The organism is Alloalcanivorax sp. C16-2 (assembly GCF_046507615.1).
In the GTDB taxonomy this organism is placed as follows: Bacteria; Pseudomonadota; Gammaproteobacteria; order Pseudomonadales; family Alcanivoracaceae; genus Alloalcanivorax; species Alloalcanivorax marinus_A.
Genome location: NZ_JBKFTL010000002.1, coordinates 573,195 through 596,455, shown reverse-complemented (window position 1 = coordinate 596,455; position 23,261 = coordinate 573,195). Strand labels below are relative to the sequence as shown.

Here is a 23,261-nt window from a genome sequence, read left to right as displayed (position 1 = left end):
CCTCCTCAATTCTTCGAGCCCATCAGGCCGGCCGGACGCACCAGCAGGACGATGAGCATCAACAGAAAAGGAACGGTGGCGGAAATGGAGGACAGCGGCATGGTCACCAGCCCTCCCAGACTATTGGCCCAGTCCCCCAGGCCGATCAAGCCGAACAGCGATGCCAGGGACCAGTCCAGGCCCACGGCGAAGGAACTGAACACGCCGATCAACAGCGAGGCGATCAGCGAACCGGCCAGGGAGCCGAGACCGCCCACCACCACCACCACGAAGACGATCACGCCCAGTTCCAGCGCCATGTTCGGGTTGGTGGGAAAGAACGCGCCGGCCACCGCGCCGGACAGGCCGGCGAGCCCCGCGCCGGCGCCGAACACGCCGAGGAACACCATGGGAACGTTATGCCCCAGTGCCCGCGCGGTATCCGGCAGGCGCTCGGCGGCCCGCACCACCATGCCCACGCGGGTGCGGGTGAGCAGTACGAACAGCACGATGAACATCAACAGCGCCACCAGGCCGATAAACACCCGGTAGAACGGATAGTCGGTGCCGAACAGATTGAAGATGGCGAAGTTGAGATAATCCGGGCGCTGATAGCTCACCGGGAAGTCGCCGTAGAACAGCTTGATCAACTCCTCGAAGATGAATACCAGGCCAAAGGTCAGCAGCAGTTCGTGGGCGTGGCCATGGGCATGCACCCGGCGCAGCATGTAACGCTCGATCAACATGCCGATAATCGCCACGAGCAGCGGAGCGACGATCAGCCCCACCCAGAAATTGAACAGGCCGGAAAGGGTGTAGGCGAAGTAGGCGCCCAGCATATAGAACGAAGCGTGGGCGAAGTTGAGTACGCCCATCATGCCAAAAATCAGCGTTAACCCGGCGGACACCATGAACAGGAGCATGCCGTAGATAACGCCGTTCAGCGTGGAGACGATCAGGAACTCCATGCGTCTCTCCCGATGTTGTTATCAGTATGGCGGCCGGTCCTTGGCGGGCCCCGACCGCGGCATCGATATGGAATCGTTTATTCGGGGCGCCGCATGCGGCAGCTGTCCTGGGCAGGGTAGATGGCGTCCGCGCCGGCCACGGTTTTCACCGGTTTGAAGCCCAGTTCCGTGCCGTCCACCGGGTACTTGACGTCGCTGGCCACCTGGGACACGACGATGGGGATCACCGCCTGGTGGTCGGCCTTGCGGACATGCATGCCACCCAGGCCGTTGTCGAAGGTGGTGTTCTCCATGGCCAGGGCGATCTCATCGACATTGATGTCGCCGCCTTCGAAATCCACTTTCTTCAGGGCTTCGGCGAACAGGCCGACGCCGTTCAGGGTGGTCGGTTCTATGAATACCGGATAGTGGCCGGTGGCTTTTTTGTAGGCCTCGGTGCCGGCCTCGTCGAGCAGCTCGATGTTGCTGCTGTGCGCCACGTAATGCCCCTTGGCCACATTGCCGGCGTTGGCCACGTTGCCGGGCTGGTCCATGAAAATAGTGCCAAAGGTGACATCCAGGTTGGCGTCGCCCACTGCCTTCATGAGTAGTAGCAGGTCATTGGACCAGTTGCCGGTGATCACCGAGTCCGGGTTTTCCGATTTGATACGGGCCACGAACGGGGAGAAATCCTGAATCCGGTTCACTTCATGGAGGACCTTGTCCACCACCTGATAGCCGAACCGGTCCGCGTTGTCGACGATGGCGGTCTCCATGTCGCGGCCCCAGGAGTAGTTCTGATTGATGGAATAGACACGCTTGCCCAGATGACCCTGTTCGGACATGACCTGCATCAGCGGGACGGTGCGGTAGGGCGCGGTGGTGGTGAAGTGGAAGGCATGGAAATGGCACTTCTTGCCGCGCAGTTCCATGGCTTCGGCGCCCACGTTGATATAGATGATGGGGTGATCCGGGTTGCGGATATTGTGCTTGCGCACGTCCTCGGTGACCTGGCCGCCAATCGCGGAGGACGCGCCCTGAATGATGACGTGGGCGCCGTCGGCCGCCGCTTCGCGGAATTTGGTGGCGGCGCCGGAGGTATCGCCGGCGTTGTCGTATTCCTTGACCTGGATGGCTTCGCCATTGAATCCGCCGGCGGTGTTGGTCTGGTCGATGACGTACTCGGCGGCGGTGGCGATCAGGCGGCCAGTGGAGGTTTGCGGGCCGGACAGGGATTCGATAATGGCGATTTTCAGAGGTTCGGCCTGAACCGCTGGAGAGATGACGCCCAGGGCGGCTACGGCGGTGGCCGTGGTGATCCAACGTGGCATGGTATGCCTCCTCAATGGTTGTTGTGTTTATACGCCGGGCCCGGTGGCACGGCGGGTGGTGAGGTATCGCGTTTGTCTGAAACTAGCCCACCGATTATTGTGGGTCAATATCGTAGGACAATATTGCAGAACAGGTCGCGGATGCGTGCCGGCCGTGGACTCATTAGAATGCGCTGCCAGCCTGTTCCGGCCTTCTCCCGGCCTATACAAAAAAATGACCAAGGATCGTTTCTCCATGCGCAGAGCCGAAGACACCGCCTCGCCGCCGCTGAGCTCACCGGATGCCGTGATCGAGGCGATTTGCAAAGGTATTGGCAGCGGCCGTTATGTGCCGGGGCAGCGTCTGGTGGAGGCGGATCTGACCCGCGAGTTGGGGGTGAGCCGGGGGCCGGTACGGGAAGCTCTGAAGCGGCTGGCGGCCGAGCGGATCATCACGCTGACCCGGCACAAGGGGGCCTACATCCGTTCGTTGGGGCGGGAAGAGGTGCGGGATCTTCTGCAGAACATCGAAGTGTTGCTGGGGCTGGCGGCGCGATTGGCGGCGCAGCGCATCGACCAGGCCGATCACCGGGGGCGCTTCGCGGAGGTTTTCGACGAACTGCTCGATCACCGCCGGCGCGGGTTGAGTTTCGCCTACCTGGAGCAGCGGGACCGCTTTTACGGGGTAATGATCGACATCGGAGGCAACCAGGAATTGCCGCGTATGCTACCGGCGACCATGGTGCAATTGCTGCGCCTGCAGTTTCAGTCCTACGACCAGTTCACCAACCCGCCGCGCCGCTTCCGTGAGTACCAGGTCATGGGCGAGGCGATTCTGGCCGGGGATCCAAAGCGCGCGGAACGCTGTACACGCCTGCATATCCGTAGCTCCCGCCTGGCGATCCAGAATCTGCCGGACGCGGCGTTTTTCAATAGCGGTGGGCGTTAGGCTGCCCTCACTCCCGTTCCGGCGCGCGCACCTTGAGCGGGATGTAGACCGCCTCGACCTTGCCGTCCAGGGCGGCGGGAATCTGCCCGGCCAGGACGCTGCGCGGCAGCGGTGTTTTCAGTATGTAGCCGCCGCCCAGGCCCTGGGCCCGTTCCAGGGGCATGTCCAGCAAGCGAATCAGCCGTACCGGTGAGCGGTCGAAGCCGTCCGGTGAGTAGGTCCATTCGGGGACCAGGCATACGGTGCCCTCGATGCGAATGGCATCGCAGGTGAAACTGACGTCGGGCTCTTCGTCGGAGTGGAGCGTGACGGTAAGCGAATCCATGCCAACCCCCTGTTTGGGTTCCTTTGTGGTCTTTTTGTTATTGGTATGGGCTGGGAAATTATCACCTTATGTGAAACGGATCACCTGGACATAAGGACAGTCCGGCCCGCCCTGGGGCGGGCCGGGGCGGTGGTTCAGGAGGACTTGCGGAAAAGCTTGCGGGCAAGGGCGGCGAGGGCGGCAAGGAGTACGAACCAGAATTTCTTCAGCAGCAGCAGGGCGGCGGCCAGAAATCCGGTCTTGGCCAGGGCCTTGCCAGCGATCAGGCCACCGATGCCGTAGGCGGCCAGATGGTCGGTATCCGGGTTGTAGTCCGCGTAGCGGTGGCCATCCTCGAAACGGGATAAGGCGAGCACCGTTTCCCGGTTGCGATTGATTTCGGGCAGGGCGCTCATATCCGCGATGAAGTTCATTTGCAGGAAACCTTCGCGACCGAGTTTGCGGATATTGTAATTGAGGGTGTCGCTTTCCATGCCTTCGAAGTGGAGCTGTTTGGCCCAATATAACTGATGGCTGACAGGATCGTAGTGGGGCGCTTCCGCCCAGCCCACCAGTTCCAGGGTCTCGTAGCCGAGCTCCTGGCGTTGCGCATTGGCGTCGCGGATGTCCTCGCGCATGGTTTCCAGCAGTTCGTCGTAATCGATGTGATCGGCGTCCTCGTCGTCCACGTGGCCGTCCGCCACATAGGCGATGTCCACGCCCCAGGCGTCTTCGTCGAACGGGCGGTAATGGCTGGGGAACAGCATGCCCAGGGTGGTGTCATCCGGCGGGTTGCCCCAGAAATCCTCAAGGACGGCGCGGGCGTCCTTCTTGTCCAGGTAGTAGAACTGGTCCGGCACGGTGAGGACCACGCCGGCTTCTTCCAGACGGATTTCGCCCCGGCGCGGGGTCATGGTGTCCCAGGCCTGCTCTACCTGTTGTTGCCAGGCGAGGGCTTCGTCGAACGTTTCCGTGGCTGGCGTGTCGGCGGCCAGGGCGCTGCCGGACAGCAACAGCGCCGCCCCCCAAAGGGTCGTCCATTGGTTCATCGTGATGTCCTTTCGGTGTCGTTTTTTTCGCGGACGGGCCCCGATGCGGGCCCCCGTTTCCCCGGTTGCCAGTGTAGCCGGGGAGGAAAGTATAAGCGCGTGATGCGGCTCTCATCCGTGGCTTTACGGCGGCCATCCGGCTCTGACAAGCTACGCTGATGCCCCGATGGAAGGGGCGGTTCCCCAGTGGTCAGGAAGGGAGGCCAGGGATGATGTTGACGTGTTGCAGTGATTGCCAGTATCGCGGCGCGCGGCCCCGGCGCACGCTGTACGGTCCGGGGGTGTGGTGCAGTCATCCGGACAATCGGGATTCGGTGCCGCGGGGCGTCTTGCATGCCGCCTCGGCCAGCGTGGAGTGCGCTTATGCCCGGCGTCGCGAGGCGCCGGCGCGGCGAGGGAATGCTCCGGTGGTGAAGGTGCGCCGCCGCATCCCCGTCAGTGGCACGGCGTGAGCAGGGTCGCCAGGGTGTCCGCTACCCGGTCGGCGATGTACGCATAGCCCCTTTCGGCAGGGTGGTAGCCGTCCTCGGCCAGGCAGGCCGGGTCGGCGATGACCGGGTATGCGAGATGATGGACGCCGTCCAGGCGTGCCGCCAGGGTGCGCTGTGCCCGGTCCAGCTGCGCCGCGCGCAGGCCCAGCACCTGGCGTAGGGGCGAGGGCAGGGCGGTGAAGTGTTGCATGGGCGGCACCGACAGCAACGCCACCGGCAAGGTGGGCTGATTCCGGCGCAGAACCTTGATCAGAGCCAGAAGGTCCGCCTGGTAGCGCCCCGGGCGAGTCAGGCCGGTGGTGTCGTTGACCCCCAGGCTGATTACCGCCAGATCGGCGTCCGCTGCGGGTGCCGCCGCCAACCGGTCGGCCAGAGCGCCGGCGCGGATGCCGTTCACGCCGTTCACTCGCCAGGCCACCGGTTGCCCGGAGCGATGGTGCAGGGGCCGGGCCAGTTGAGCCCCCAGGCCCTGCCGGTGCTCGCGCACGCCGACGCCGGCGGCGGTGGACTCGCCCACCACCAGCAGGCGGGTGGCCGCCGGACCGTCCCCGGCCTGGCCATGATCGGGCCCGCCGGCCTCCGGCAGGCGCGGGGTATCACGGCGCGCGCGGCGCGCCTGCGTCAACAGCAGCGGCGCCAGCGCGATCAATGCCAGCCAGAAGCGCGTGCCTTCCACCTCCCTCAACCCACGAACATGCGTCGTGCCAGCGGCAGCCCCTTGCGGCCGGTGACCGCCAGGGTGGTGGCCAGGCCGGCCACCAGAGCGCCCACCACGCCGCAGGTGAGCACGTCCTGGCCGGTCAGGTAGAGGCCAGGGATGCGCGTCTTCGGGCGCAGCCAGTCTTGCTGGAAGCGGTTGGGATCATGGTCCAGGCCGTAGATCTCGCCGCTGGGATAGCGGCAGAACCAGGCGGTGGAGAGCGGCGTGGACAACTCATGGTAGTCCAGGTGCGCGCGCAGATTCGGATGCTTCTCGAACAGCTTCTCCAACAGTCGCTGGGCGAAGGCTTCCTTGACCGCTTCGTAGTCCTCGCCGCGCTGGCCCCAGGTGGTGCCGTCCCAGCGCTGGTACCACTCATAGGGGGCCGCGGCGACGATTTCCACCGTGGCCCGGCCCGGATAGCGGCGGCTGAAATCCGGGTCCTTGGCGCTGGGGAAGGAGATGTAGGTGAGCGGAATGTCGTGGTGGTCCGGGTCCGCCAGGGCCCGGTCGAGCTGGTTTTCGTAGTCGTTGTCCGGGTAGATCCAGTAGTTGGTCTTGGGCAGGCCCAGGTTCTCGGCGGTGTCGTCGAGGCCGATATACAGACAGGCGCTGGCCATGGAGCGCCGCACCTGCCCCAGTTGTTGCCGGTAGTCGTCATGGTGCGGGGCGTGTTTGGGCAGCAGCTCGGTGAAGGTGTTGAACACGCCGGCGTCACTGATCACGCAGGGGGCCCGTTCCTCGTGACCGTCGGCCAGGCGCACACCGGTGGCGCGGCCGTTTTCCACCAGGATGTCGGTGACGTCGGCGTAGGTGAACACCTCGCCGCCGGCGGCCTGGATCACCGGCAGGACGGTGCGTGCGATCTGCGCGGCGCCGCCCACCGGGTAATAGCCGCCGTGCAGATAGTGGCGCGCGATCAGTGAATGGATCAGGAAGCTGGACCGGGATGGTGGCAGACCGTTGTCGCCCCATTGGCCGGTGAGCACGGCGATCAGTTCCTGGTTGTCGGTGAGTTCCTCCAGCACCGCGCGGGTGGGGCGGTTGAAGCGACCCAGGGCGCCGAGATCAAGGCCCTTGCGGGCGATGCCGGCCACCGCCCGGGGCAGCATGCGCGCCAGCGTCAGCGGCTGCACCGCGCCGGCGGCTTTTTTGATGAGCGTCAGGTAGGTGTCGATGGTGTCGTGTTCGCCCGGGAAGGCCCGCTGCAGTTCGGCGCGGAATGCCTGGGGGCCGGCCTTCAGGTCGTAGTGCCGGTCGCCCAGGTAAATGCGGTCGTAGCATTCGTCCATGGGCGCCCATTGCAGCTGGCCATCGGTGATGTGGTCGAACAAGCGCCGGCCCAGGGTGTCCGGGCGGCCCATGTCGCCAATGTAGTGCACCCCCACGTCCCATTCGTAGCCGTTGCGTTCATAGCTGTGGGTGAAGCCACCGGCGGTGTAGTGCTGTTCGAACACCGCCACCTTCCAGCCCATCTTGCTGAGGCAGGCGGCGCTGGCCAGGCCGCCGATGCCGGAGCCGATTACCAGGGCGTCGTAGGGACCGTTCAAGCGGTTGGCGCGGTAGCGCCGGCCGATGCGTATACGGCTGGGTTGGGGGCTGGACATGGTCTCGCTCCTTGAAAGTACACAGTGTGCACATTGCTCCGGTTTGGCGGGACCGTCAAGGCAGGCGCGAGGGGGGTAAGAGCGACTTTAGTCGCGATGGAAGCTTGATCGCGACTAAAGTCGCTCCTGCACGTCGCTCCTACGGTATTGGCGGGTCAGGGCGCCGGGATCGGGAAGCGGGTGTGGATGGCTTCCAGTTCTTTTTCCAGTTCCTTGTCCCAGGGCAGGTTCACGCTGTCCAGGTTTTCGCGAAGCTGATTCAGGTTGGTGGCGCCGATGATATTGCTGGTCACGAACGGCCGGGTGGTGACGAACTGCAGGGCCAGCTGGGTCGGGCTCATGCCGCGCTCCTCGGCGAGCTGGCAGTAGGCTTCGGTGGCGGCGGCGGCCTGTTCGTTGCTGTAGCGGGCGAAATGCTTGAACAGGGTCAGGCGGGCGTTGGCCGGTTGCTGGCCGTGGCGGTATTTGCCGGTGAGCATGCCGAACGCCAGCGGCGAATAGGCCAGCAGACCCACGTCCTCGCGGTGCGCCACCTCGGCCAGGCCCACCTCGAAGCTGCGGTTGAGCAGGGAGTAGGGGTTCTGGATCGACACCGGGCGTTCCAGGCCGATTTTCTCCGCCTCGTGGATGAACGTCATGGTGCCCCAGGGGGTTTCGTTGGACAGGCCCCAATGGCGGATCTTGCCGGCGTCCACCAGTTTCTTGAGCCCGGCCACGGTTTCCGCGATGGAGACCGCTTCCGCGTCCTCGCGGTGCTTGTAGTTGAGGCGACCGAAGAAATTGGTGGTGCGTTCCGGCCAGTGCAGCTGGTAGAGGTCGATGACATCGGTGCGCAGGCGCTTGAGGCTGCCTTCCACGGCGCCTGCCAGGCTTTCGGCGGTGAGGCGCGGGCCGCCGCGGATATGCTTGACGTAGTCGCCCGGGCCGGCGGCCTTGGTGGCCAGCACCACCTTGTCCCGGTTGCCGGTGCGGGCGAACCACTCGCCGATGATCTCCTCGGTGCGAAACGAGGTTTCCGGGCTGGCCGGCACCGCGTACATTTCGGCGGTGTCGAAGAAGTTGACGCCTTGGTCCAGAGCCAGTTCCATCTGCGCGAAGCCTTCCTCGGCGCTGTTCTGGTTGCCCCAGGTCATGGTGCCCAGGCAGATGCTGCTGACTTTGAGATCGGTGCGGCCCAGCGGACGGTACTCCATGCTCTCCCTCCTGACGGTGTATGGAAAAGACCGACTATACCGTCAGGCGCGGGGCAGCGGCGAGGCATGGCGGGAATCGCGTTCGTGGGGGCGGCCGCGACCGCGATCATCGGGGCATTTTCCTGCTTGTCTTCGGTCGGGCGGTTCAGTACAATTCGCACCCTCTTGCCCGGCGGGCTCTCGCCGGAGGGTTGATTGAACCCGTAACGTATTGAATTCAGGGCACAAATTTTAGGGAAGACTCCCATGAAGACCTACAGCGCGAAACCGGAAAGCGTAAAGCGCGACTGGTATGTGGTGGACGCCTCCGGCAAAACGCTGGGCCGGCTGGCCGCGGAAGTCGCCAGCCGTCTGCGCGGCAAGCATAAGCCGGAATACACCCCGCACGTCGATACCGGCGATTACATCGTGGTGATCAACGCCGAAAAAGTGGCGGTGACCGGCAAGAAAGCTTCCAACAAGATGTACTACCGCCACACCGGTTACCCGGGTGGCCTGAAGGAAGCCAATTTCGAGACCCTGATCAGCGAAAAGCCGCAGATGGTGATCGAGAAAGCCGTGAAGGGCATGATGCCGCGCAACCCGCTGGGTCGCGACATGTTGCGCAAACTCAAAGTCTACGCCGGCGCCGAGCATCCGCATACCGCTCAGCAGCCGCAGCAGCTCGAACTCTAAGGGGTCAGTCGATGGCAACTGCAAACGCCGATTACGGAACCGGTCGCCGCAAGACGGCTACCGCCCGCGTATTTCTTCGCCCGGGCAGCGGCAACATCACCGTTAACGGTCGTCCGCTGGACGTGTTCTTCGGTCGTCAGACCAACCGCATGGTGGTGCGCCAGCCTCTGGAACTGGTGGACGCCACCGAGCGCTTCGACGTCTATGTGACCGTCAGTGGCGGCGGCAACAACGGCCAGGCCGGTGCCATCCGCCACGGTATCACCCGTGCCCTGATGGAATACGACGGCGAGCTGCGCGGCGCCCTGCGCCGGGCCGGCTACGTGACCCGCGACGCCCGTAGCGTGGAACGTAAGAAGATCGGTCTGCACAAAGCACGTAAGCGTCCGCAGTACTCCAAGCGGTAAGACGGCGCCCGGCGCTGTCCGAACCTCGAAAAAGCCCGGCTATGCTGGGCTTTTTTTATGCATAAATCAGGGGTTTAGGGAGCCCTCGCCGGGGAATAACCGGTTGTCAGATGTGGTCTTTTTCATTACCATTTGCGCCGCCTTGCTCCGCCCGGAGCATGAGCACCGACCGCGAGTCTCGGATCACCCCCCGACCGTGGGATCCAAGGGGAGAATAATTCAATGAGCAATGACGGCGTAAATACCAGCCGCCGCACCTTTTTGATCGGCCTGACCTCGACGGTCGGTGTCGCGGGTGCCATCGGCGCGGCGGTTCCTTTTGTCAAATCCTGGCAACCCAGCGCTAAGGCCGAGAATGCCGGTGCCCCCGTGGAGGTGGACGTCAGCAAACTCGAGATGGGGCAGCGCGTGGTGGCCGAATGGCGTGGTCAGCCGGTCTGGGTGGTGCGCCGGACCGACGACATGGTCGCCAATCTGGATAAACTGAACGACCAGCTCAAGGACCCTGAGTCCAAGGATAAGCAGCAGCCGCCGTACGCGGCCAATGAGTGGCGTTCAATCAAAAAAGAATATCTGGTGCTGATCGGTATCTGTACCCACCTGGGGTGTTCTCCTCTGTTCGAAGAAGAGCCCACCGTCGAGCTCAAGTACGGCGGCTTCTTCTGCCCCTGCCACGGTTCCAAGTTCGACCTGGCGGGCCGCGTTTACGAAGGCGTGCCGGCCCCGACCAACCTGGTGGTGCCGCCTCACTCCTACGTCAGTGATGCCGTGATCATCGTCGGTTCCGAAGAAGGGGAGACCAAGGCATGATGCGAGTGGTGAACGGTTTGATCGATTGGGTGGATGCCCGTCTCCCCGTCGTCAACGCGTATAAAAAACACATGTCGGAGTACTACGCTCCGAAGAACTTCAATTTCTGGTACTACTTCGGGGTTCTCTCCATGGTGGTACTGGTCAACCAGCTGCTCACCGGCATCTGGCTGACCATGTTCTATTCCCCGAGTCAGGGGTTTGAATCCGTCGAATACATCATGCGTGACGTGCAGTGGGGCTGGTTGATCCGCTACATGCACGCGGTGGGCGCGTCCGCCTTCTTCGCGGTGGTCTATATCCACATGTTCCGTGGCCTGATGTACGGCTCCTACAAGCCGCCCCGGGAGCTGGTGTGGATCTTCGGCATGCTGATCTACGTGGCCCTGATGGCGGAAGGCTTCCTGGGCTATGTGCTGCCGTGGGGCAACATGTCCTACTGGGGCGCCCAGGTGATCATCTCCCTGGCCGGTGCCATTCCATTCGACATCCTGCCGTTCATCGGCCCCGATGACGCCAAGGATATCGGCGAGGCCCTGACCACCTGGGTACGCGGCGACTACCTGCTGTCCACCGCCACGGTGAACAAGTTCTTTGCCCTGCACGTGGTGGCCATTCCGCTGGTGCTGGTGGCTCTGGTATTCCTGCACATCCTGGCGCTGCACGAAGTGGGTTCCAACAACCCGGACGGCGTCGAAATCAAGCAGAACAAGGACGAGAACGGCATTCCGAAGGACGGCATCCCGTTCCACCCGTACTACACCGTCAAGGACCTGCCCGGCGTGATCGTCTTCCTGATGATCTTCGCGGTGGTGATCTTCTTCTTCCCCACCGGCGGTGGCTACCTGATCGAGAAGCCCAACTTCGTGGCGGCGAACCCGCTCAAGACCCCGGATCACATCGCGCCGGTGTGGTACTACGGGCCTTACTACGCCATGCTGCGGGCCACCACCATCGAATGGCTCGGCATGTCCTCCAAGACCTGGGGCCTGATCGCCATGGGCGGTGGCATCGTGGTGCTGTTCCTGCTGCCCTGGCTGGACCGTCATCCGGTGAAGTCGATTCGCTACAAGGGCTGGCTGAGCAAGCTGCTGCTGTTCGTGTTCGCCGCCGACTTCCTGATGCTCGGCTATCTGGGTACCCAGCCGGCCACCGGCACCGCCAAGACGCTGGCGCAGATCGGCACCGTGTACTACTTCCTGTTCTTCTTTATCGGGCTGCCGCTGGCGCACCGATTCGAGAAGTCCAAACCGGTTCCTGAACGTGTAACGGGGGGTCACTGATGAAGAAGCTGGCTGTTGCATTGCTTTTCAGTTGCCTGCCCGCGTTCGCCAGCGCGGCCGGCGGCCATGACGCGGAGCTGGAAAAAGCGCCGGTCAACCTGCAGGACAAGGTGAGCCTGCAAAACGGCGCCAAGCTGTTCGTCAATTACTGTATGGGGTGTCACAGTCTGGAGTACCTGCGCTACGGCCGCATGGGCGAGGACCTGGGTATCTCCGACGAGCTGACGCTGAAGTACCTGAACTTCACGTCCGAGAAAATCGGCGACCCGATGAAGAACGGCATGACCGCGGAGAACGGCAAGGACTGGTTCGGCAACCCGCCGCCGGACCTGACCCTGGCCGCCCGGCATCGTTCTCCGGACTGGATTTACTCCTATCTGACCGGGTTCTACGAGGACGATTCCCGTCCCTACGGGTACAATAACCATGTATTCCCCAGCGTGGGCATGCCCCACGTGATGGCCGGAATGCAGGAAACCCTGAGTGAGGAAGAGTTTGAGTCCAATATGGGCGATATCACCAACTTCCTCACCTACGCGGCGGAGCCCATCGCTCCCACCCGTGAACGGATCGGCGTGTACGTACTGGTGTTCCTGGCTATCCTGTTCGTACCGGCGTACCTGCTGAAAAAGGAATACTGGAAAGACGTTCACTGAGCGGGTTGACCCGCTCAGAACCCTTTCCGGCGAGCAACAGGGTAACCGCGCGAGCGGCTACCCTGTTTGTGTTATAGCGATATACGTGGAGATGACTCGACCATGGGTGTGGTGACCAAACGTTCCTCGATGACATTCTTTTCTTCCCCGAACGATCATTACTGCCATCGGGTGCGCATCGTTCTGGCGGAAAAAGGCGTGACCGTGGATATCGTCGACGTGGACAACGGGGACAAGCCGGAGGATCTGGCTTCTCTGAACCCCTACAACGAGGTGCCCACCCTGGTGGACCGGGAGCTTACCCTGTACCAGTCCACGGTGATCATGGAGTACCTGGATGAGCGCTTCCCGCATCCGCCGCTGCTGCCGGTATATCCGGTGGCGCGGGCTCAGAGCCGGCTGCTGATTCACCGCGTGGAGCGTGACTGGTGCCACAACGTGGATGCTCTGCTGGCCGGTACCGAGAAGGAGGCGAGCCTCAACAAGCGCCGCAAGGAGCTGCGTGAGGGCCTGATCGCCACCGCGCCGATCTTCAGCGAGCTGCCGTACTTCATGAGCGAGGAATTCACCCTGGTGGACTGCGTGGTGGGCCCGATCCTGTGGCGGCTGCCGGCCATGGGCGTGGATCTGCCGGCCAAGCAGGCCAAGCCGCTGCTTGATTACGCCGAGCGCCTGTTCGACCGTGACGCCTTCCAGGCCAGCCTGTCCGATGCCGAGCGTGAACTGCGCCAGCGTCTGTAAGCCCTATGAGTGAAGAGATGACCCCCAATCGCCCGTATCTGATACGGGCGATGCACGAATGGATCTGCGACAACGGTCTGACCACGCACCTGGCCGTGGACGCTCACTACCCGGGCACCGAGGTGCCGCAGGAGTTCGTCCAGGATGGCCAGATCGTGCTCAACATCGCGCCTCGGGCGGTGACCGCCTTCGAAGCGGGCAATGATGCGATTACCTTCTCCGCCCGTTTCGGCGGCGTGCCGCGCACGGTTTACGTGCCGGTGGAGGCGGTGATGGCGGTGTTCGCCCGCGAGAACGGCCAGGGTATGGCCTTCGAGCCCACCGAACCGCCACCGGAGCCACCGAGCCCCCCGGAGCCGGACAGCGACGACAAGCCCTCCCGCGGCAGTCACCTCAAGGTCGTCAAGTAAAAAGCCGCCGCCCCGGTCGGGGCGGCGTTCCTATATCAGCGTGGGTATCAGCGCAGGGACTTGAGCAGATCCGGCAGGAACAGACTGATCTGCGGGAACAGGGTGACCAGCGCCAGCACGCCCAGCAAGGCCAGCAGGAATGGCCAGATGCTGCGGATGATGCGTTCCACCGGTACCCCGGATATCTGACTGGACACGAACAGGTTCACCCCCAGTGGCGGCGTCAGGAAGGCGATCTGGATATTGGTTACCAGAATGATCCCGAAGTGCACCGGGTTGATGCCGAAGGCGGTGACCAGCGGTACCAGGATCGGTGCCAGAATGATGATCGCCGACATGGTCTCCATGAAGGTGCCCACCAGGATCAGGAAGACGTTGATCCACAGCAGAATCACCAGCGGATCGGTGGATACCCCGGACAAACCCGCGGAAATCTGCTGGGGGATGGTTTCCAGGGTGATCACCTTGGCGAGCAGGGCGGAACAGGCCACCACGACCATCAGGGCGCCGGAAATCCGGTGGGTCTGTTCGAACGCCTCATGCAAGGCCACGCGGTCCAGGCGGCGGTATACGAAGCGTGCCACCACCAGGGCGTAGAACACCGCCACCACGGAGGCCTCCACCGGCGTGAACAGGCCGGAGTAGATGCCGCCCAGGATCAGCACTGGCAGGAACAGGGCGTATTTAGCCTGCCAGACCAATGACGCCACGCTTTCCTGCTCGTCCTCGCTATCGTGAACCGGGGCCACCACGGCACCGGAGCGCTTGGCCATGATGTAGGCGGTGCCCACCAGCACGGTACCCATCAACAGACCTGGCAGCAGGCCGGCGGCGAATACATCGGCGATGGAAACGTTGGCGATGATGGCGTAGATGATCATCGGATTGCTGGGTGGGATCAAAATCCCGAGGGTGCCGCCGGTGGCGGTCACCGAGGCCGCGTAAGGCGCCGGGTAGCCGTAGCGAACCATGGACGGGATCATGATCGAACCGATCGCCGCCACGGTGCCCGGGCCGGAACCGGAGATGGCGGCGAAGAACATGCACGAAAGGATCGTCACGATCCCCAGGCTCCCGGGTACATGGCCGAACATACGCCGGAAAATGCGGATGATGTCGTGCGTCAGGCCGCCTTTTTCCATGATGTTGCCGGCCAGGATGAAGGCGGGAATCGCCAGCAGGGCGAAATTGTCGACGCCGTTGAAGATGCTTTGCGCGGCGAACACCAGGTCCGCGCCCAGCAACCAGGTGGCGGCGAACCCGGTCAGGCCCAGAGCCGCGTAGATCGGCACCCCGAGCAGCAGCAGAACCGGAAGCAGGATGATCAGAGCCAGTTGTACGTCGGTCATGCCAGGCCCTCCGTACCGTGCCCGTCGCCGTTATGAGCGAACAGCCGCCCCAGTGCCGAAAGGATGAAGGCAAGCACCAGCACCACGAACAGGTAATTGGTATTGAAGCCGAGTACCGGCGATACGCTGGGGTATTTGATGCCGTCGATGACGTTGCGCACGCAGTACACCACCATCAGCAGATCGAACAGCAACAGCAGGGCGGTCACCACCCCTTCCACCACCCGCCGGCCGACGCGCCGGCCCAGCCAGTCCGCGAACACGCCGATTCGCAGGTCCGCCTTCATCAGCGAGGAATAGCTGCCGCTGATGAACACGAAGGAGATGAAGGCGAACCGCGACATTTCTTCGGTCCACTCCATGCCGGCGTTGAAGCTGCGGCCGACGATTTGAAGCAACAACGCCAGCACCATGCCGGACAACAGCAGGTGACAGAGCGTCAGTTGTGTTTTTCTGAGTATGCGATACATAAAAGTCTCCCGCCGGCGGGTCCGCAGGCCCGCCGGGCAGCGCTTGTTTTATTGTTGAGTCGCTTTGTAGTCTTCGAGGATGCTCATGGCCTTCTCGGTGAGGGCCTCGCCGTCCTTGCCGATCAATGGGTAATAGTTCGGCCAGGCAGCGCGGGCTTCCTTGAGCCACGGGGTCTCATCCTCGATGTCGCTGATCCGCACGCCGGCTTCCTCGGCCTGTTTCCACCAACGGGCCTCATCCAGCGGCTGCCACCAGCGCACGTATTCGGTGGTTTCCCGGCCGGCGCGCAGCACCGCCTCGCGCAGGTCCGGATCCAGATCCTGGAACCAGCGCTCGGAGACCACGATGGGGTGGGTGAGAATGGTGTAGTGCAGGCGGCTGATGCGGCCGATCACTTCGTCGAATTTCATGCCGATGATGTCGCTCACCGGGCTGTCGCCGCCTTCCACCACGCCTTGCTGCAAGGCACTGTAGAGCTCGTTCCAGGCAATCGGCGCCGGCGAGGCATCCCAGGATTTGTAGGTGCCGAGCATGATGGCGTTGGGAGGCACGCGCATTTTCAGCGGCGCCAGATCCGCGGGCTTTTGAATCGGCTCGGGCGCGTTGTAAAAGAAATGCCGCCAGCCGGTATTTTCCCAGCCGATGATGCGCACTCCGGCCTCCTCGATGACGCGGGGTTGCAGGATCGGCGTGATGTGATCGAGCAGGTAATTGGACTCTTCGGTGCTTTGCGTCAGGTAGGGCAACAGCAGAACGTTCAGGCTGGGCGCGACCTGGGCCATGTTGTTGGTGGCCGGGATGGTGACCTGGATCACGCCTTGGCGGGCCTGCTGCAGCATTTCCTTTTCACTGCCCAGTTGCGATCCGGGGAAGATCACCGGGCGGATGCGGTTGTCGGTGTAGATGGCGACCAGCTCGGCGAAGCGCTTCAACGCCACGGTCTGGGAACTCCACTCCATGTTCAGGGAGTGGGCCAGGCGCATGGTAATCTGGTCGTCCTTCTTGGGCACCGACTGCCAGTCGAAGGGGTTGGGCGTGGCCGCGCGCGCTCCGGTGGCGATGATCAGGACGGCCAGCACCGTCAGTTTGGCGATTCTTTTCATGATTATGACCCTGTTGTTATGGCTGTGAAGCGCGATCGTCATCGCCGACGAGCGCGCTTTTTCCTCGCGTTGGGGCGAGCGTCACCAGGCCAGATAGGCGGCTTGCTCGATGGTGTAGAACGCCGATGCGGACGCGCCCACCGAGTAGGCGCCCAGACCGGAGTGCTTCATGCCGCCGAACGGCATGTTCACGTCGGGCACCGTGCCATTGTTCACATGCAGCATCCCGTTGCGGCTTTCGTCCAGAAAGCGCTGGATCAGGGCGTGGGAGTCGGAGAACAGGCTCGATGTTAACCCGTATTCGGTGTCGTTCAGTATCGACAGCGCCTGGTCGGCGCTGTCATAGGCCAGCACGGACAGCACGGGCCCGAAGATCTCTTCGCGGCTGGCGGTGGTGGATGCGCCGGCGTTATCCAACAGCGTGGGCTGATAGAAATAGCCGCCCTCGCAGCCGGCCACGGTGGCACTCTCGCCGCCGGTGACCAGGGTGGCGCCTTCGTCGACGGCCCGGGCGGTGGCGGCGCGCACGCTGTCGAAGTGGGCCGCGTTGCACAGCGGTCCCAGAGTGGTGGTCGGTGCCAGGCCGTCGCCCAGGGTCAGGGCACGGGCTCGTGCCGCCAGCCCTTCGACCACCGCGCCATGAAGATCGTGATGCACGATCACCCGGCTCAGGCTGGTGCAGCGCTGGCCGCCGGTCTGGAAGGCGGCGCCGAACACCTGGTCCAGGCAGCTATCCAGGTCGGCGCTGTCGTTGATGATCACGCCGTTCTTGCCACCCAGCTCCAACTGGGCGGGCACCAGGCCGGTGGCGGCGGCCTGGCCGACCTTGCGGCCCACCGCCACGGAGCCGGTGAAGCTGACGCCGTCGAAGTGGCCGGCAGCGGTGAGTTCGCTGGCGAAGGCGCCGCCGCAGGGCATGACCTGCACCAGGCCGGCGGGGAAATGGCGTTCGGCGATCTCCGCCAGAATGAACGCCGCCGCCGGCGTGAACTGGGACGGCTTGATTACCAGGGCATTGCCGAAGGCGATCGCCGGGCACAGCTTGCGCAGCGGCGTCATCGCCGGGAAGTTCCAGGGGCAGATCGCCAGCAGGGTGCCACGGGGGCGGCGCAGGATCAGGTTGCGCACCCGGGGCCGGGCGGCGGCGCTGGTCTGCAGTTGCTGGCGAGCGGCCTCGCCGGCCATGAACTTGCCTTCCGCGCAGCCCTTCAGGGTTTCGTTGCGGGCTTCGGCCAGGGGCTTGCCCTGTTCCAGGGTGATCGCTTCGGCGATGCGTTCCACGTTGGCGATCACGTCGTCCAGAAAAGCGGTGAGCCGGTCGCCGCGCGCCACCGGTGGCACCTCCGACCATTGCGCCTGGGCCTGAGCGGCGGCGGCCAGCACCGCCTCCACGCCGGCGCTGTCGCCGACCTCGGCGTAGGCCCCGACGATTTCGTCGGGCCGCGCCGGATTGCGGGTTTCGAAGACGTTGCCGCCACCGTTGTGATTGCGGTAATCGAATTTCATTGTGCGTGCTCCCGAAGAGGAGGGTTATCGAGGATCAGAGCCGCGCCTTTTTCGCCGATCATCAGCGAGGGCGCGTTGGTGTTGGCGGAGGTCACCACGGGCATTACCGAGGCGTCGACCACGCGCAGGCCCTGCACGCCGCGCACCCGCAATTGCGGGTCCACCACGGCCCGGTCGTCGCTGCCCATGCGACAGGTGCCAACGCAATGGAAGACGGTGCCGCCTTTGTGGCGTACCGCGTCCCACAGATCGTCGTCGTTCACCACGCCGGCACCGGGTTCCATTTCCAGATCCCAGAGGTCCCGGAACGGCGCTTGAGCGGCGATCTCGCGAAGGATCTTCACGCCTTCCACGATGACCTTGCGGTCGAACGGGTCGGCGAAATAATTGGGGGCGATGTCCGGCGCCGCCGCCGGATCGGTGGAAGCGATGCGCACCGTGCCTCGAGAGCGGGGATGGCATTGCCACACCGAGGCGGTGAAGCCAGGATAGTCGTGCAGAGGCGTGCCGGGTTTGTCCACGGACAGGGGCATGACATTGAACTGCACGTCCGGGCGGTCGCTCTCGGCATGGCGGGTGCGGGCACTGCCGCCGACCTGGCCGGCGCCCACGGTAAGGGTGCCGGAGGCACGCAGCAGCCATTCCAGGCCCATGCTCGCCAGTTTGAAGGGGTTGCGAATGTCGCTGTTGAGCGACAGTTTTTTCTTCAGCCGGTAGATGATGCGCACCTGATAGTGATCCTGCAGGTTGGCGCCCACCTCCGGAGACTCATGGACCGGCTCGATGCCATGCTCGCGCAGCAACTCGCCGGGACCCACGCCGGAAAGCTGCAGCAACTGAGGAGTCTGCAGGGCACCGGCGCACAGGATGACTTCCCGGGCCGCCCGGGCCTGATGGTTTGTGCCGCCCTGACGCCATTCCACCCCCACCGCGCGCTTGCCCTCGAAGAGCACCCGGTTGGCCGGTGCTTCGGTGACGATGGTCAGGTTGGCGCGGTCCTTCACCGGGGTCAGGAAGGCTTTGGCGGAACTGCAGCGCCAACGGCCCTTGAGGCTGAGCTGATAGGGGCCCACGCCACGGGTGTCACTGCTGTTCATGTCCGGGTTGTAGGGCAGGCCCCAGGCCTCGGCGGCCTGCAGCCAGGCGCGGCAGGCCGGGTTGTCGGTGCGCATGTCGGAGACCTGCATTTCCCCGTCGGCGCCGCGCGAGGCGTCACCCTGGCCGGTGTAGCACTCCAGTTTGCGGAAGTAGGGCAGTACCTCGTCATAGGACCAGCCGGTGGCGCCTTGTTCCGCCCAGCCGTCGTAATCCTCGCGTTGGCCGCGAATGAAGATCAGGCCGTTGATGGAACTGGAGCCCCCGATCACCTTGCCTCGGGGCCAGACGATGTTGCGTCCGCCGCTGCCCTCGGAAGGCCGGGTGTCGAAAAGGCGGGCCACCCGGGTGTCGTAGATGGAGCGGTAGTAACCCACTGGGAAATGCAGCCAGAAGTTACGGTCCCAGCCGCCGGCCTCCAGCAGCAGAACCCGGTTACGGCCGTCGGCGGAAAGCCGGTTGGCGACGATGCACCCGGCCGAACCGGCGCCTACCACGATGTAGTCGTATTGGTTGTCGGACACCGTTTACTCCTCGGTGTTATTGTTTGATCTAAAGTCATGAAGTCATAATGTTATGACATCAGTTGATGCGGACGTTTCCACATGCTAGGGTCCCTGTCAAGCGTTTCCCGGCGAACACGTGCCCCCGGCATCGCGCGGTGACGGCATTCAAAAAGCGGTGAGGATCATTACCATAAGGGCGCCGTTGCCCCGTTCAGGCAGTGGCGGGAACGGGCCTCGACGGGCACCCGGTGGCGGGTTGCCGGTACGGGTCCGGCGTTCACGCATCCGCCCCGAGGCGGTTACCGGGAAAGGATTTGATGGCTGATCAAAACGATGAAAAAGGGGTGTTCGACGCCAGTCCGATACCGCTCTATGTGCAACTGGCGGACATCATCCGCTATCGGATCGACCGGGGAGTGTGGCAGGAAGGCAGCATGCTGCCGCCCATCGAGACGCTGATGAAGGAATTCTCGGTGTCCCGCATCACGGTGCGCCAGGCGCTGCAGTTGCTGGCCCGCTCCGGCCTGCTCAAGGTGCAGCGTGGAGTCGGCACCCTGGTTCTCAAGAGCGCCGGCGAGCGGCATCCGGTGAAGGTGGAAACCACCCTGGATGCCTTGGTGGAGGCCTACCGGGGCGATGAGCCAGTGGTCACCAATATTTCCGATTCCAGCACGCCGCCGAGCCTGACCGAGAGCGATGGCGTGCCGGCGGCGGCCTACCACCATTTGCGTCGGGTGCACGCCCGCAAGGGCGTCAAATACTGCGTGATTTCCATCTACCTGGAGCAGGGCGTATTCGAAAAGGCGGAGCAGCGTTTTCGTGATGAGATCATCCTGCCGGTACTGATGTCCCTGGACCTTACCGTGGCCCAGGCCAAGCAGAGCATCACCATCTCCAAGGCGGATCTGGAAGTGTCGCGCTTGCTGGACATGCCGCTGGGCGATCCGATCGCCAATGTGCGGCGGGTGCTGGTGGACCCTGACAACACCATTATCTACGTCGCCGAGGCGGTGTACCGCGGCGATTACATACACTTGGAAATGGATCTGAAAGCATGAACCAACCGGTCGCCATCCGCGATATCGAGGCCTTTGTCTACCGTTGTCCCCTGGAAACCCCGGTGCAAACCTCCTTTGGGACCATGATGGACCGGCCCATGGTGGTGGTCAGGGTGACCGATCAGGATGGCCACCGGGGTTGGGGCGAGATCTGGTGCAACTTTCCGATGGTCGGCGCCGAGCACCGGGCGCGGCTGGTGAGCAGTGTGTTCCAGCCGCTGATGGCCGGCACGGAATACGCTTCGCCGGCGCGGGCCTTCGCCGCCCTGGGCGCCGCCACCCGGGTCCTGGCGCTGCAATCCGCGGAACCCGGGCCGTTCGCCCAGTGCCTGGCGGGTATCGATCTGGCGTTGTGGGATCTGTGCGCCCGCCGTCGGGGCGAGCCCCTGTGGCGCTATCTGGGCGGCGCCTCCGGTCGCATCGCCGTGTACGCCAGTGGTTTGAACCCCACCGAGCCGGAGCGTTTGGCGGCGCGGGTGGCGACCGCCGGCTATACCCGCTTCAAGCTGAAAATCGGTTTCGGGGCCGAGCGCGACCGGGCCAATCTGGCCGCGTTGCGCGATACCCTGGGTGCCGACGCGGACCTGATGGTGGACGTCAACCAGGGGTGGAGCCTGCAACAGGCCCGGGAGCAACTGCCGGGGCTGGAGAATCGGGGCTTAAAGTGGATCGAGGAGCCGCTGCTGTGCACCTCGCCCTGGTCGGAGTGGCGAACCCTGGCGGCGATGACGGAAATTCCGGTGGCGGCCGGTGAGAATCTGATGGGCGAAGAACGGTTTCGCGAGGGCATCGACAGCGGCGCGCTGTCGATCATTCAGCCCGATGCCGCGAAGTGGGGCGGCATCAGCCAGGGCTTGCCGCTGGGCAAGGCGATCAATGATGCCGGCTTGCGTTATTTTCCCCATTACCTGGGCGGTGGCATCGGCCTGCTGGCCTCCGGCCATCTGCTGGCGGCGGTGGGCGGCGAGGGCGCCCTGGAGGTGGACGCCAATCCCAACCCGTTGCGCAGCGCCTTGACCTCGACCCTGAACCGGGTCGACAACGGCGTCGCCGATCTTGGCGACGCGCCGGGCATCGGCCCGGTGGATGGTTTGGCGGAGCTGGAACGTTACCGGGTGTTGTGAGCCGCGATCAGTCGATGTATTCGATGATCTTGACGATCTTCTGTACGCCGCCCACCTGTTTGACCTGCTCCACCACCGCGTTGGCCTCATCGTGGCTGAGCAGCCCGAGCAGATAAACCACGCCATTCACCGTCACCACCTTGGTGCGCATGCCCGGGGCGTCGCTGTTCACCAGCAGCCGGCTTTTTACCTTGGTGGTGAGCCAGGAGTCGTTGGTGCGCGCCAGGGTGGAGGTCTTGCCGGACACCTTCAGCTCATTGTGCACGTGGCGTACATGGCGGACCCGGTCGGCGATGTTGCCGGCCTGGGCGCGCAGCGCGTCGCTGGCCACTTCCCCGGCCAGCAGCACATTGCCATTGAAGCTGACCACCACGATATGGCTCTCGTCCAGTTCGGCGCTGGCGCGTGCCAGGTTGATCTTGATCTTGCGCTCGATGTTGCCGTCCTCGACGAAGGCGCCGAAGGTACGCGAGCCGTGGTCGCGGTCCACTGGCTCCTGGGACATGTTCTTGGTCAGGCTCGCGCAGCCGGACAGCATCAGGGTGGCGAGCAGGGCCATTAACCCGAGAGCACGCATCAGGGTCCTCCGAACAACTGTTGGTCGATAAAATCGCACAGGGCGTGAATCACCAGCAGGTGCACCTCCTGAATGCGGGCGGTGGAGCTGGCGGGTACCCGGATTTCGATATCGCCGGGGCCGTAAAGGTTCACCATCTCGCCCCCCTCCTTGCCGGTCATGGCCACGACCTTCATTTCTCGGTCATGGGCGGCCTGGATCGCCTGGATCACGTTGGCGGAATTGCCGCTGGTGGAGATCGCCAACAGTACGTCACCGGTGTTACCCAGGGCGCGCACCTGCTTGGAGAAGATTTCGTTGTAGCTGTAATCGTTGGCGATCGAGGTGAGCGTGGAGGAATCCGTGGTCAGCGCCACGGCGGGCAGGGCCGGGCGTTCCATCTCGAAGCGGTTGAGCAGCTCGGAGGAAAAATGCTGGGCATCGCCGGCGGAACCGCCGTTGCCGCAGGTGAGAATCTTGCCGCCATTGAGCAGACACTCAACCATCACCTGGCCGGCGGCGGCGATCACCTCGGGCAGTACCTCGCCGGCCTTGGCCTTGGTCTCCAGACTTTCGGCGAACAACTGTCTGATGCGGTCCACACTCATTATCGATCTCCATAAAATGCGTTCTGTACCCAATGATAGCGGACCATGCCGCCATCATCCGGTTCCAGGCCCAACACATCGAAGCGGCAGGGCCGGCGCGCCTGGTGGGGATGGTGGCCCAGGTAATGACGGGCCGCCAGGATCAGACGGCGCTGCTTGCGGCTATCCACCGAGGCCAGGGCGCCACCATGGCTGCCCCCGGCCCGCCAGCGTACCTCCACGAACACCAGCGTCTCGCCGTGCTCCATGATCAGATCCACTTCCCCCAGGCGGCACTGGTAGTTGGCCGCCACCGGCGTCAGTCCCTGGCCGCGCAGCCAGCGCAGCGCCCATTGCTCGGCCCGGTGGCCGCGTTGTTTACGCCAATGCATGAG

Annotated in this window: 25 protein-coding genes; 10 read left to right on the top strand and 15 right to left on the bottom strand. The window is 63.8% G+C overall.

Annotated elements, in window-relative coordinates:
• Positions 1-5 precede the first annotated feature (5 nt).
• Both ACLD02_RS13000 and ACLD02_RS12995 read right to left on the bottom strand, forming a co-directional pair.
• The gene (locus ACLD02_RS13000) at positions 6-947 is read right to left on the bottom strand and encodes a branched-chain amino acid ABC transporter permease (protein ID WP_161383389.1); all 942 of its coding nucleotides are present in this window, start codon (positions 945-947) and stop codon (positions 6-8) included.
• Between the two features lie 77 nt (positions 948-1,024).
• Entirely contained in the window at positions 1,025-2,257 is a 1,233-nt protein-coding gene (locus tag ACLD02_RS12995) for a branched-chain amino acid ABC transporter substrate-binding protein (protein WP_203105247.1), read from the bottom strand.
• Positions 2,258-2,492: 235 nt separating this feature from the next.
• On the opposite strand from ACLD02_RS12995, the gene ACLD02_RS12990 reads away from it, so the two are divergent.
• On the top strand, positions 2,493-3,185 hold the full coding sequence (locus ACLD02_RS12990; RefSeq protein ID WP_203105246.1) for a GntR family transcriptional regulator: 693 nt from the start codon (positions 2,493-2,495) through the stop codon (positions 3,183-3,185).
• A gap of 7 nt (positions 3,186-3,192) precedes the next feature.
• Here ACLD02_RS12990 and ACLD02_RS12985 read toward each other — a convergent pair whose 3' ends face one another.
• The 5 genes from ACLD02_RS12985 to ACLD02_RS12965 all read right to left on the bottom strand — a co-directional run bounded on the left by ACLD02_RS12985 (position 3,193) and on the right by ACLD02_RS12965 (position 8,529).
• Positions 3,193-3,510 carry a hypothetical protein gene (locus tag ACLD02_RS12985; RefSeq protein WP_203105245.1) on the bottom strand — a complete coding sequence of 106 codons (318 nt, stop codon included), beginning with the start codon at positions 3,508-3,510 and terminating at the stop codon, positions 3,193-3,195.
• A 134-nt stretch (positions 3,511-3,644) separates the two neighbouring features.
• On the bottom strand, positions 3,645-4,538 hold the full coding sequence (locus ACLD02_RS12980; RefSeq protein ID WP_410298876.1) for a DUF2167 domain-containing protein: 894 nt from the start codon (positions 4,536-4,538) through the stop codon (positions 3,645-3,647).
• Positions 4,539-4,973: 435 nt separating this feature from the next.
• Positions 4,974-5,705, bottom strand: coding sequence for an SGNH/GDSL hydrolase family protein (locus ACLD02_RS12975; RefSeq protein ID WP_410298875.1), 732 nt, complete (start codon positions 5,703-5,705; stop codon positions 4,974-4,976).
• 5 nt (positions 5,706-5,710) lie between these two features.
• A complete protein-coding gene (locus tag ACLD02_RS12970) occupies positions 5,711-7,336 on the bottom strand; it encodes a phytoene desaturase family protein (protein ID WP_410298874.1) in 1,626 nt (541 codons plus the stop codon).
• A 155-nt stretch (positions 7,337-7,491) separates the two neighbouring features.
• On the bottom strand, positions 7,492-8,529 hold the full coding sequence (locus ACLD02_RS12965; protein WP_203105241.1) for an aldo/keto reductase: 1,038 nt from the start codon (positions 8,527-8,529) through the stop codon (positions 7,492-7,494).
• 246 nt (positions 8,530-8,775) lie between these two features.
• Between ACLD02_RS12965 and rplM the strand changes: the two genes are divergently transcribed.
• The 7 genes from rplM to ACLD02_RS12930 all read left to right on the top strand — a co-directional run bounded on the left by rplM (position 8,776) and on the right by ACLD02_RS12930 (position 13,511).
• Complete coding sequence (gene rplM, locus ACLD02_RS12960; RefSeq protein WP_161383397.1) at positions 8,776-9,204, top strand: 50S ribosomal protein L13; 429 nt, start codon at positions 8,776-8,778, stop codon at positions 9,202-9,204.
• A gap of 11 nt (positions 9,205-9,215) precedes the next feature.
• The gene (gene rpsI, locus ACLD02_RS12955) at positions 9,216-9,611 is read left to right on the top strand and encodes a 30S ribosomal protein S9 (protein WP_203105240.1); all 396 of its coding nucleotides are present in this window, start codon (positions 9,216-9,218) and stop codon (positions 9,609-9,611) included.
• Positions 9,612-9,833: 222 nt separating this feature from the next.
• Positions 9,834-10,421 (top strand): ubiquinol-cytochrome c reductase iron-sulfur subunit, encoded by a 588-nt coding sequence (gene petA / locus ACLD02_RS12950; protein WP_203105239.1) that lies wholly within the window; start codon positions 9,834-9,836, stop codon positions 10,419-10,421.
• Positions 10,421-11,704, top strand: coding sequence for a cytochrome b (locus ACLD02_RS12945; protein ID WP_410298943.1), 1,284 nt, complete (start codon positions 10,421-10,423; stop codon positions 11,702-11,704). The genes petA and ACLD02_RS12945 overlap by 1 nt, the downstream gene beginning before the upstream one ends.
• A complete protein-coding gene (locus ACLD02_RS12940) occupies positions 11,704-12,360 on the top strand; it encodes a cytochrome c1 (RefSeq protein WP_410298873.1) in 657 nt (218 codons plus the stop codon). Before ACLD02_RS12945 ends, ACLD02_RS12940 begins: the two co-directional genes overlap by 1 nt.
• Before the next feature lie 102 nt (positions 12,361-12,462).
• Positions 12,463-13,101: a glutathione S-transferase N-terminal domain-containing protein gene (locus tag ACLD02_RS12935; RefSeq protein ID WP_203105236.1), complete on the top strand. Its 639-nt coding sequence runs from the start codon at positions 12,463-12,465 to the stop codon at positions 13,099-13,101.
• Between the two features lie 17 nt (positions 13,102-13,118).
• Positions 13,119-13,511, top strand: coding sequence for a ClpXP protease specificity-enhancing factor (locus ACLD02_RS12930; protein WP_203105235.1), 393 nt, complete (start codon positions 13,119-13,121; stop codon positions 13,509-13,511).
• Between the two features lie 47 nt (positions 13,512-13,558).
• Here ACLD02_RS12930 and ACLD02_RS12925 read toward each other — a convergent pair whose 3' ends face one another.
• The 5 genes from ACLD02_RS12925 to ACLD02_RS12905 all read right to left on the bottom strand — a co-directional run bounded on the left by ACLD02_RS12925 (position 13,559) and on the right by ACLD02_RS12905 (position 19,559).
• Positions 13,559-14,860, bottom strand: coding sequence for a TRAP transporter large permease (locus ACLD02_RS12925; protein ID WP_203105234.1), 1,302 nt, complete (start codon positions 14,858-14,860; stop codon positions 13,559-13,561).
• Entirely contained in the window at positions 14,857-15,330 is a 474-nt protein-coding gene (locus ACLD02_RS12920) for a TRAP transporter small permease (protein ID WP_203105233.1), read from the bottom strand. Before ACLD02_RS12920 ends, ACLD02_RS12925 begins: the two co-directional genes overlap by 4 nt.
• A 48-nt stretch (positions 15,331-15,378) precedes the next feature.
• A complete protein-coding gene (locus ACLD02_RS12915; protein ID WP_203105232.1) occupies positions 15,379-16,434 on the bottom strand; it encodes a TRAP transporter substrate-binding protein in 1,056 nt (351 codons plus the stop codon).
• 81 nt (positions 16,435-16,515) lie between these two features.
• Positions 16,516-17,940 (bottom strand): aldehyde dehydrogenase family protein, encoded by a 1,425-nt coding sequence (locus ACLD02_RS12910; RefSeq protein ID WP_410298872.1) that lies wholly within the window; start codon positions 17,938-17,940, stop codon positions 16,516-16,518.
• Positions 17,937-19,559, bottom strand: coding sequence for a GMC family oxidoreductase N-terminal domain-containing protein (locus ACLD02_RS12905; protein WP_203105230.1), 1,623 nt, complete (start codon positions 19,557-19,559; stop codon positions 17,937-17,939). The genes ACLD02_RS12910 and ACLD02_RS12905 overlap by 4 nt, the downstream gene beginning before the upstream one ends.
• 299 nt (positions 19,560-19,858) lie before the next feature.
• Between ACLD02_RS12905 and ACLD02_RS12900 the strand changes: the two genes are divergently transcribed.
• Positions 19,859-20,599, top strand: a complete 741-nt coding sequence (locus tag ACLD02_RS12900) for a GntR family transcriptional regulator (RefSeq protein ID WP_203105229.1) — start codon at positions 19,859-19,861, stop codon at positions 20,597-20,599.
• Positions 20,596-21,723, top strand: a complete 1,128-nt coding sequence (locus ACLD02_RS12895; protein ID WP_410298871.1) for a mandelate racemase/muconate lactonizing enzyme family protein — start codon at positions 20,596-20,598, stop codon at positions 21,721-21,723. Before ACLD02_RS12900 ends, ACLD02_RS12895 begins: the two co-directional genes overlap by 4 nt.
• 7 nt (positions 21,724-21,730) lie before the next feature.
• Here the strand turns inward: ACLD02_RS12895 and ACLD02_RS12890 are convergent, their stop codons facing one another.
• The 3 genes from ACLD02_RS12890 to ACLD02_RS12880 are packed head-to-tail and all read right to left on the bottom strand — an operon-like array spanning position 21,731 to position 23,258.
• Positions 21,731-22,300, bottom strand: a complete 570-nt coding sequence (locus tag ACLD02_RS12890; protein WP_203105227.1) for a BON domain-containing protein — start codon at positions 22,298-22,300, stop codon at positions 21,731-21,733.
• Positions 22,300-22,887, bottom strand: coding sequence for a phosphoheptose isomerase (locus tag ACLD02_RS12885; RefSeq protein ID WP_203105226.1), 588 nt, complete (start codon positions 22,885-22,887; stop codon positions 22,300-22,302). Before ACLD02_RS12885 ends, ACLD02_RS12890 begins: the two co-directional genes overlap by 1 nt.
• A complete protein-coding gene (locus ACLD02_RS12880; RefSeq protein ID WP_203105225.1) occupies positions 22,887-23,258 on the bottom strand; it encodes a YraN family protein in 372 nt (123 codons plus the stop codon). Before ACLD02_RS12880 ends, ACLD02_RS12885 begins: the two co-directional genes overlap by 1 nt.
• Between the last annotated feature and the right edge of the window lie 3 nt (positions 23,259-23,261).

What these genes read in the sequence shown, in the direction of transcription:
- ACLD02_RS12890 (WP_203105227.1), bottom strand. Translation starts at nt 22,300, where the DNA reads ATGCGTGCTCTCGGGTTAATGGCCCTGCTCGCCACCCTGATGCTGTCC.
- ACLD02_RS12965 (WP_203105241.1), bottom strand. Translation starts at nt 8,529, where the DNA reads ATGGAGTACCGTCCGCTGGGCCGCACCGATCTCAAAGTCAGCAGCATC.
- ACLD02_RS12935 (WP_203105236.1), top strand. Translation starts at nt 12,463, where the DNA reads ATGGGTGTGGTGACCAAACGTTCCTCGATGACATTCTTTTCTTCCCCG.
- ACLD02_RS12915 (WP_203105232.1), bottom strand. Translation starts at nt 16,434, where the DNA reads ATGAAAAGAATCGCCAAACTGACGGTGCTGGCCGTCCTGATCATCGCC.
- ACLD02_RS12895 (WP_410298871.1), top strand. Translation starts at nt 20,596, where the DNA reads ATGAACCAACCGGTCGCCATCCGCGATATCGAGGCCTTTGTCTACCGT.
- petA (WP_203105239.1), top strand. Translation starts at nt 9,834, where the DNA reads ATGAGCAATGACGGCGTAAATACCAGCCGCCGCACCTTTTTGATCGGC.
- ACLD02_RS12925 (WP_203105234.1), bottom strand. Translation starts at nt 14,860, where the DNA reads ATGACCGACGTACAACTGGCTCTGATCATCCTGCTTCCGGTTCTGCTG.
- ACLD02_RS12970 (WP_410298874.1), bottom strand. Translation starts at nt 7,336, where the DNA reads ATGTCCAGCCCCCAACCCAGCCGTATACGCATCGGCCGGCGCTACCGC.
- ACLD02_RS12880 (WP_203105225.1), bottom strand. Translation starts at nt 23,258, where the DNA reads ATGCATTGGCGTAAACAACGCGGCCACCGGGCCGAGCAATGGGCGCTG.
- ACLD02_RS12980 (WP_410298876.1), bottom strand. Translation starts at nt 4,538, where the DNA reads ATGAACCAATGGACGACCCTTTGGGGGGCGGCGCTGTTGCTGTCCGGC.
- ACLD02_RS12995 (WP_203105247.1), bottom strand. Translation starts at nt 2,257, where the DNA reads ATGCCACGTTGGATCACCACGGCCACCGCCGTAGCCGCCCTGGGCGTC.
- ACLD02_RS12990 (WP_203105246.1), top strand. Translation starts at nt 2,493, where the DNA reads ATGCGCAGAGCCGAAGACACCGCCTCGCCGCCGCTGAGCTCACCGGAT.
- ACLD02_RS13000 (WP_161383389.1), bottom strand. Translation starts at nt 947, where the DNA reads ATGGAGTTCCTGATCGTCTCCACGCTGAACGGCGTTATCTACGGCATG.
- rplM (WP_161383397.1), top strand. Translation starts at nt 8,776, where the DNA reads ATGAAGACCTACAGCGCGAAACCGGAAAGCGTAAAGCGCGACTGGTAT.
- ACLD02_RS12885 (WP_203105226.1), bottom strand. Translation starts at nt 22,887, where the DNA reads ATGAGTGTGGACCGCATCAGACAGTTGTTCGCCGAAAGTCTGGAGACC.
- ACLD02_RS12900 (WP_203105229.1), top strand. Translation starts at nt 19,859, where the DNA reads ATGGCTGATCAAAACGATGAAAAAGGGGTGTTCGACGCCAGTCCGATA.
- ACLD02_RS12940 (WP_410298873.1), top strand. Translation starts at nt 11,704, where the DNA reads ATGAAGAAGCTGGCTGTTGCATTGCTTTTCAGTTGCCTGCCCGCGTTC.
- ACLD02_RS12985 (WP_203105245.1), bottom strand. Translation starts at nt 3,510, where the DNA reads ATGGATTCGCTTACCGTCACGCTCCACTCCGACGAAGAGCCCGACGTC.
- ACLD02_RS12945 (WP_410298943.1), top strand. Translation starts at nt 10,421, where the DNA reads ATGCGAGTGGTGAACGGTTTGATCGATTGGGTGGATGCCCGTCTCCCC.
- ACLD02_RS12910 (WP_410298872.1), bottom strand. Translation starts at nt 17,940, where the DNA reads ATGAAATTCGATTACCGCAATCACAACGGTGGCGGCAACGTCTTCGAA.
- ACLD02_RS12920 (WP_203105233.1), bottom strand. Translation starts at nt 15,330, where the DNA reads ATGTATCGCATACTCAGAAAAACACAACTGACGCTCTGTCACCTGCTG.
- ACLD02_RS12930 (WP_203105235.1), top strand. Translation starts at nt 13,119, where the DNA reads ATGACCCCCAATCGCCCGTATCTGATACGGGCGATGCACGAATGGATC.
- rpsI (WP_203105240.1), top strand. Translation starts at nt 9,216, where the DNA reads ATGGCAACTGCAAACGCCGATTACGGAACCGGTCGCCGCAAGACGGCT.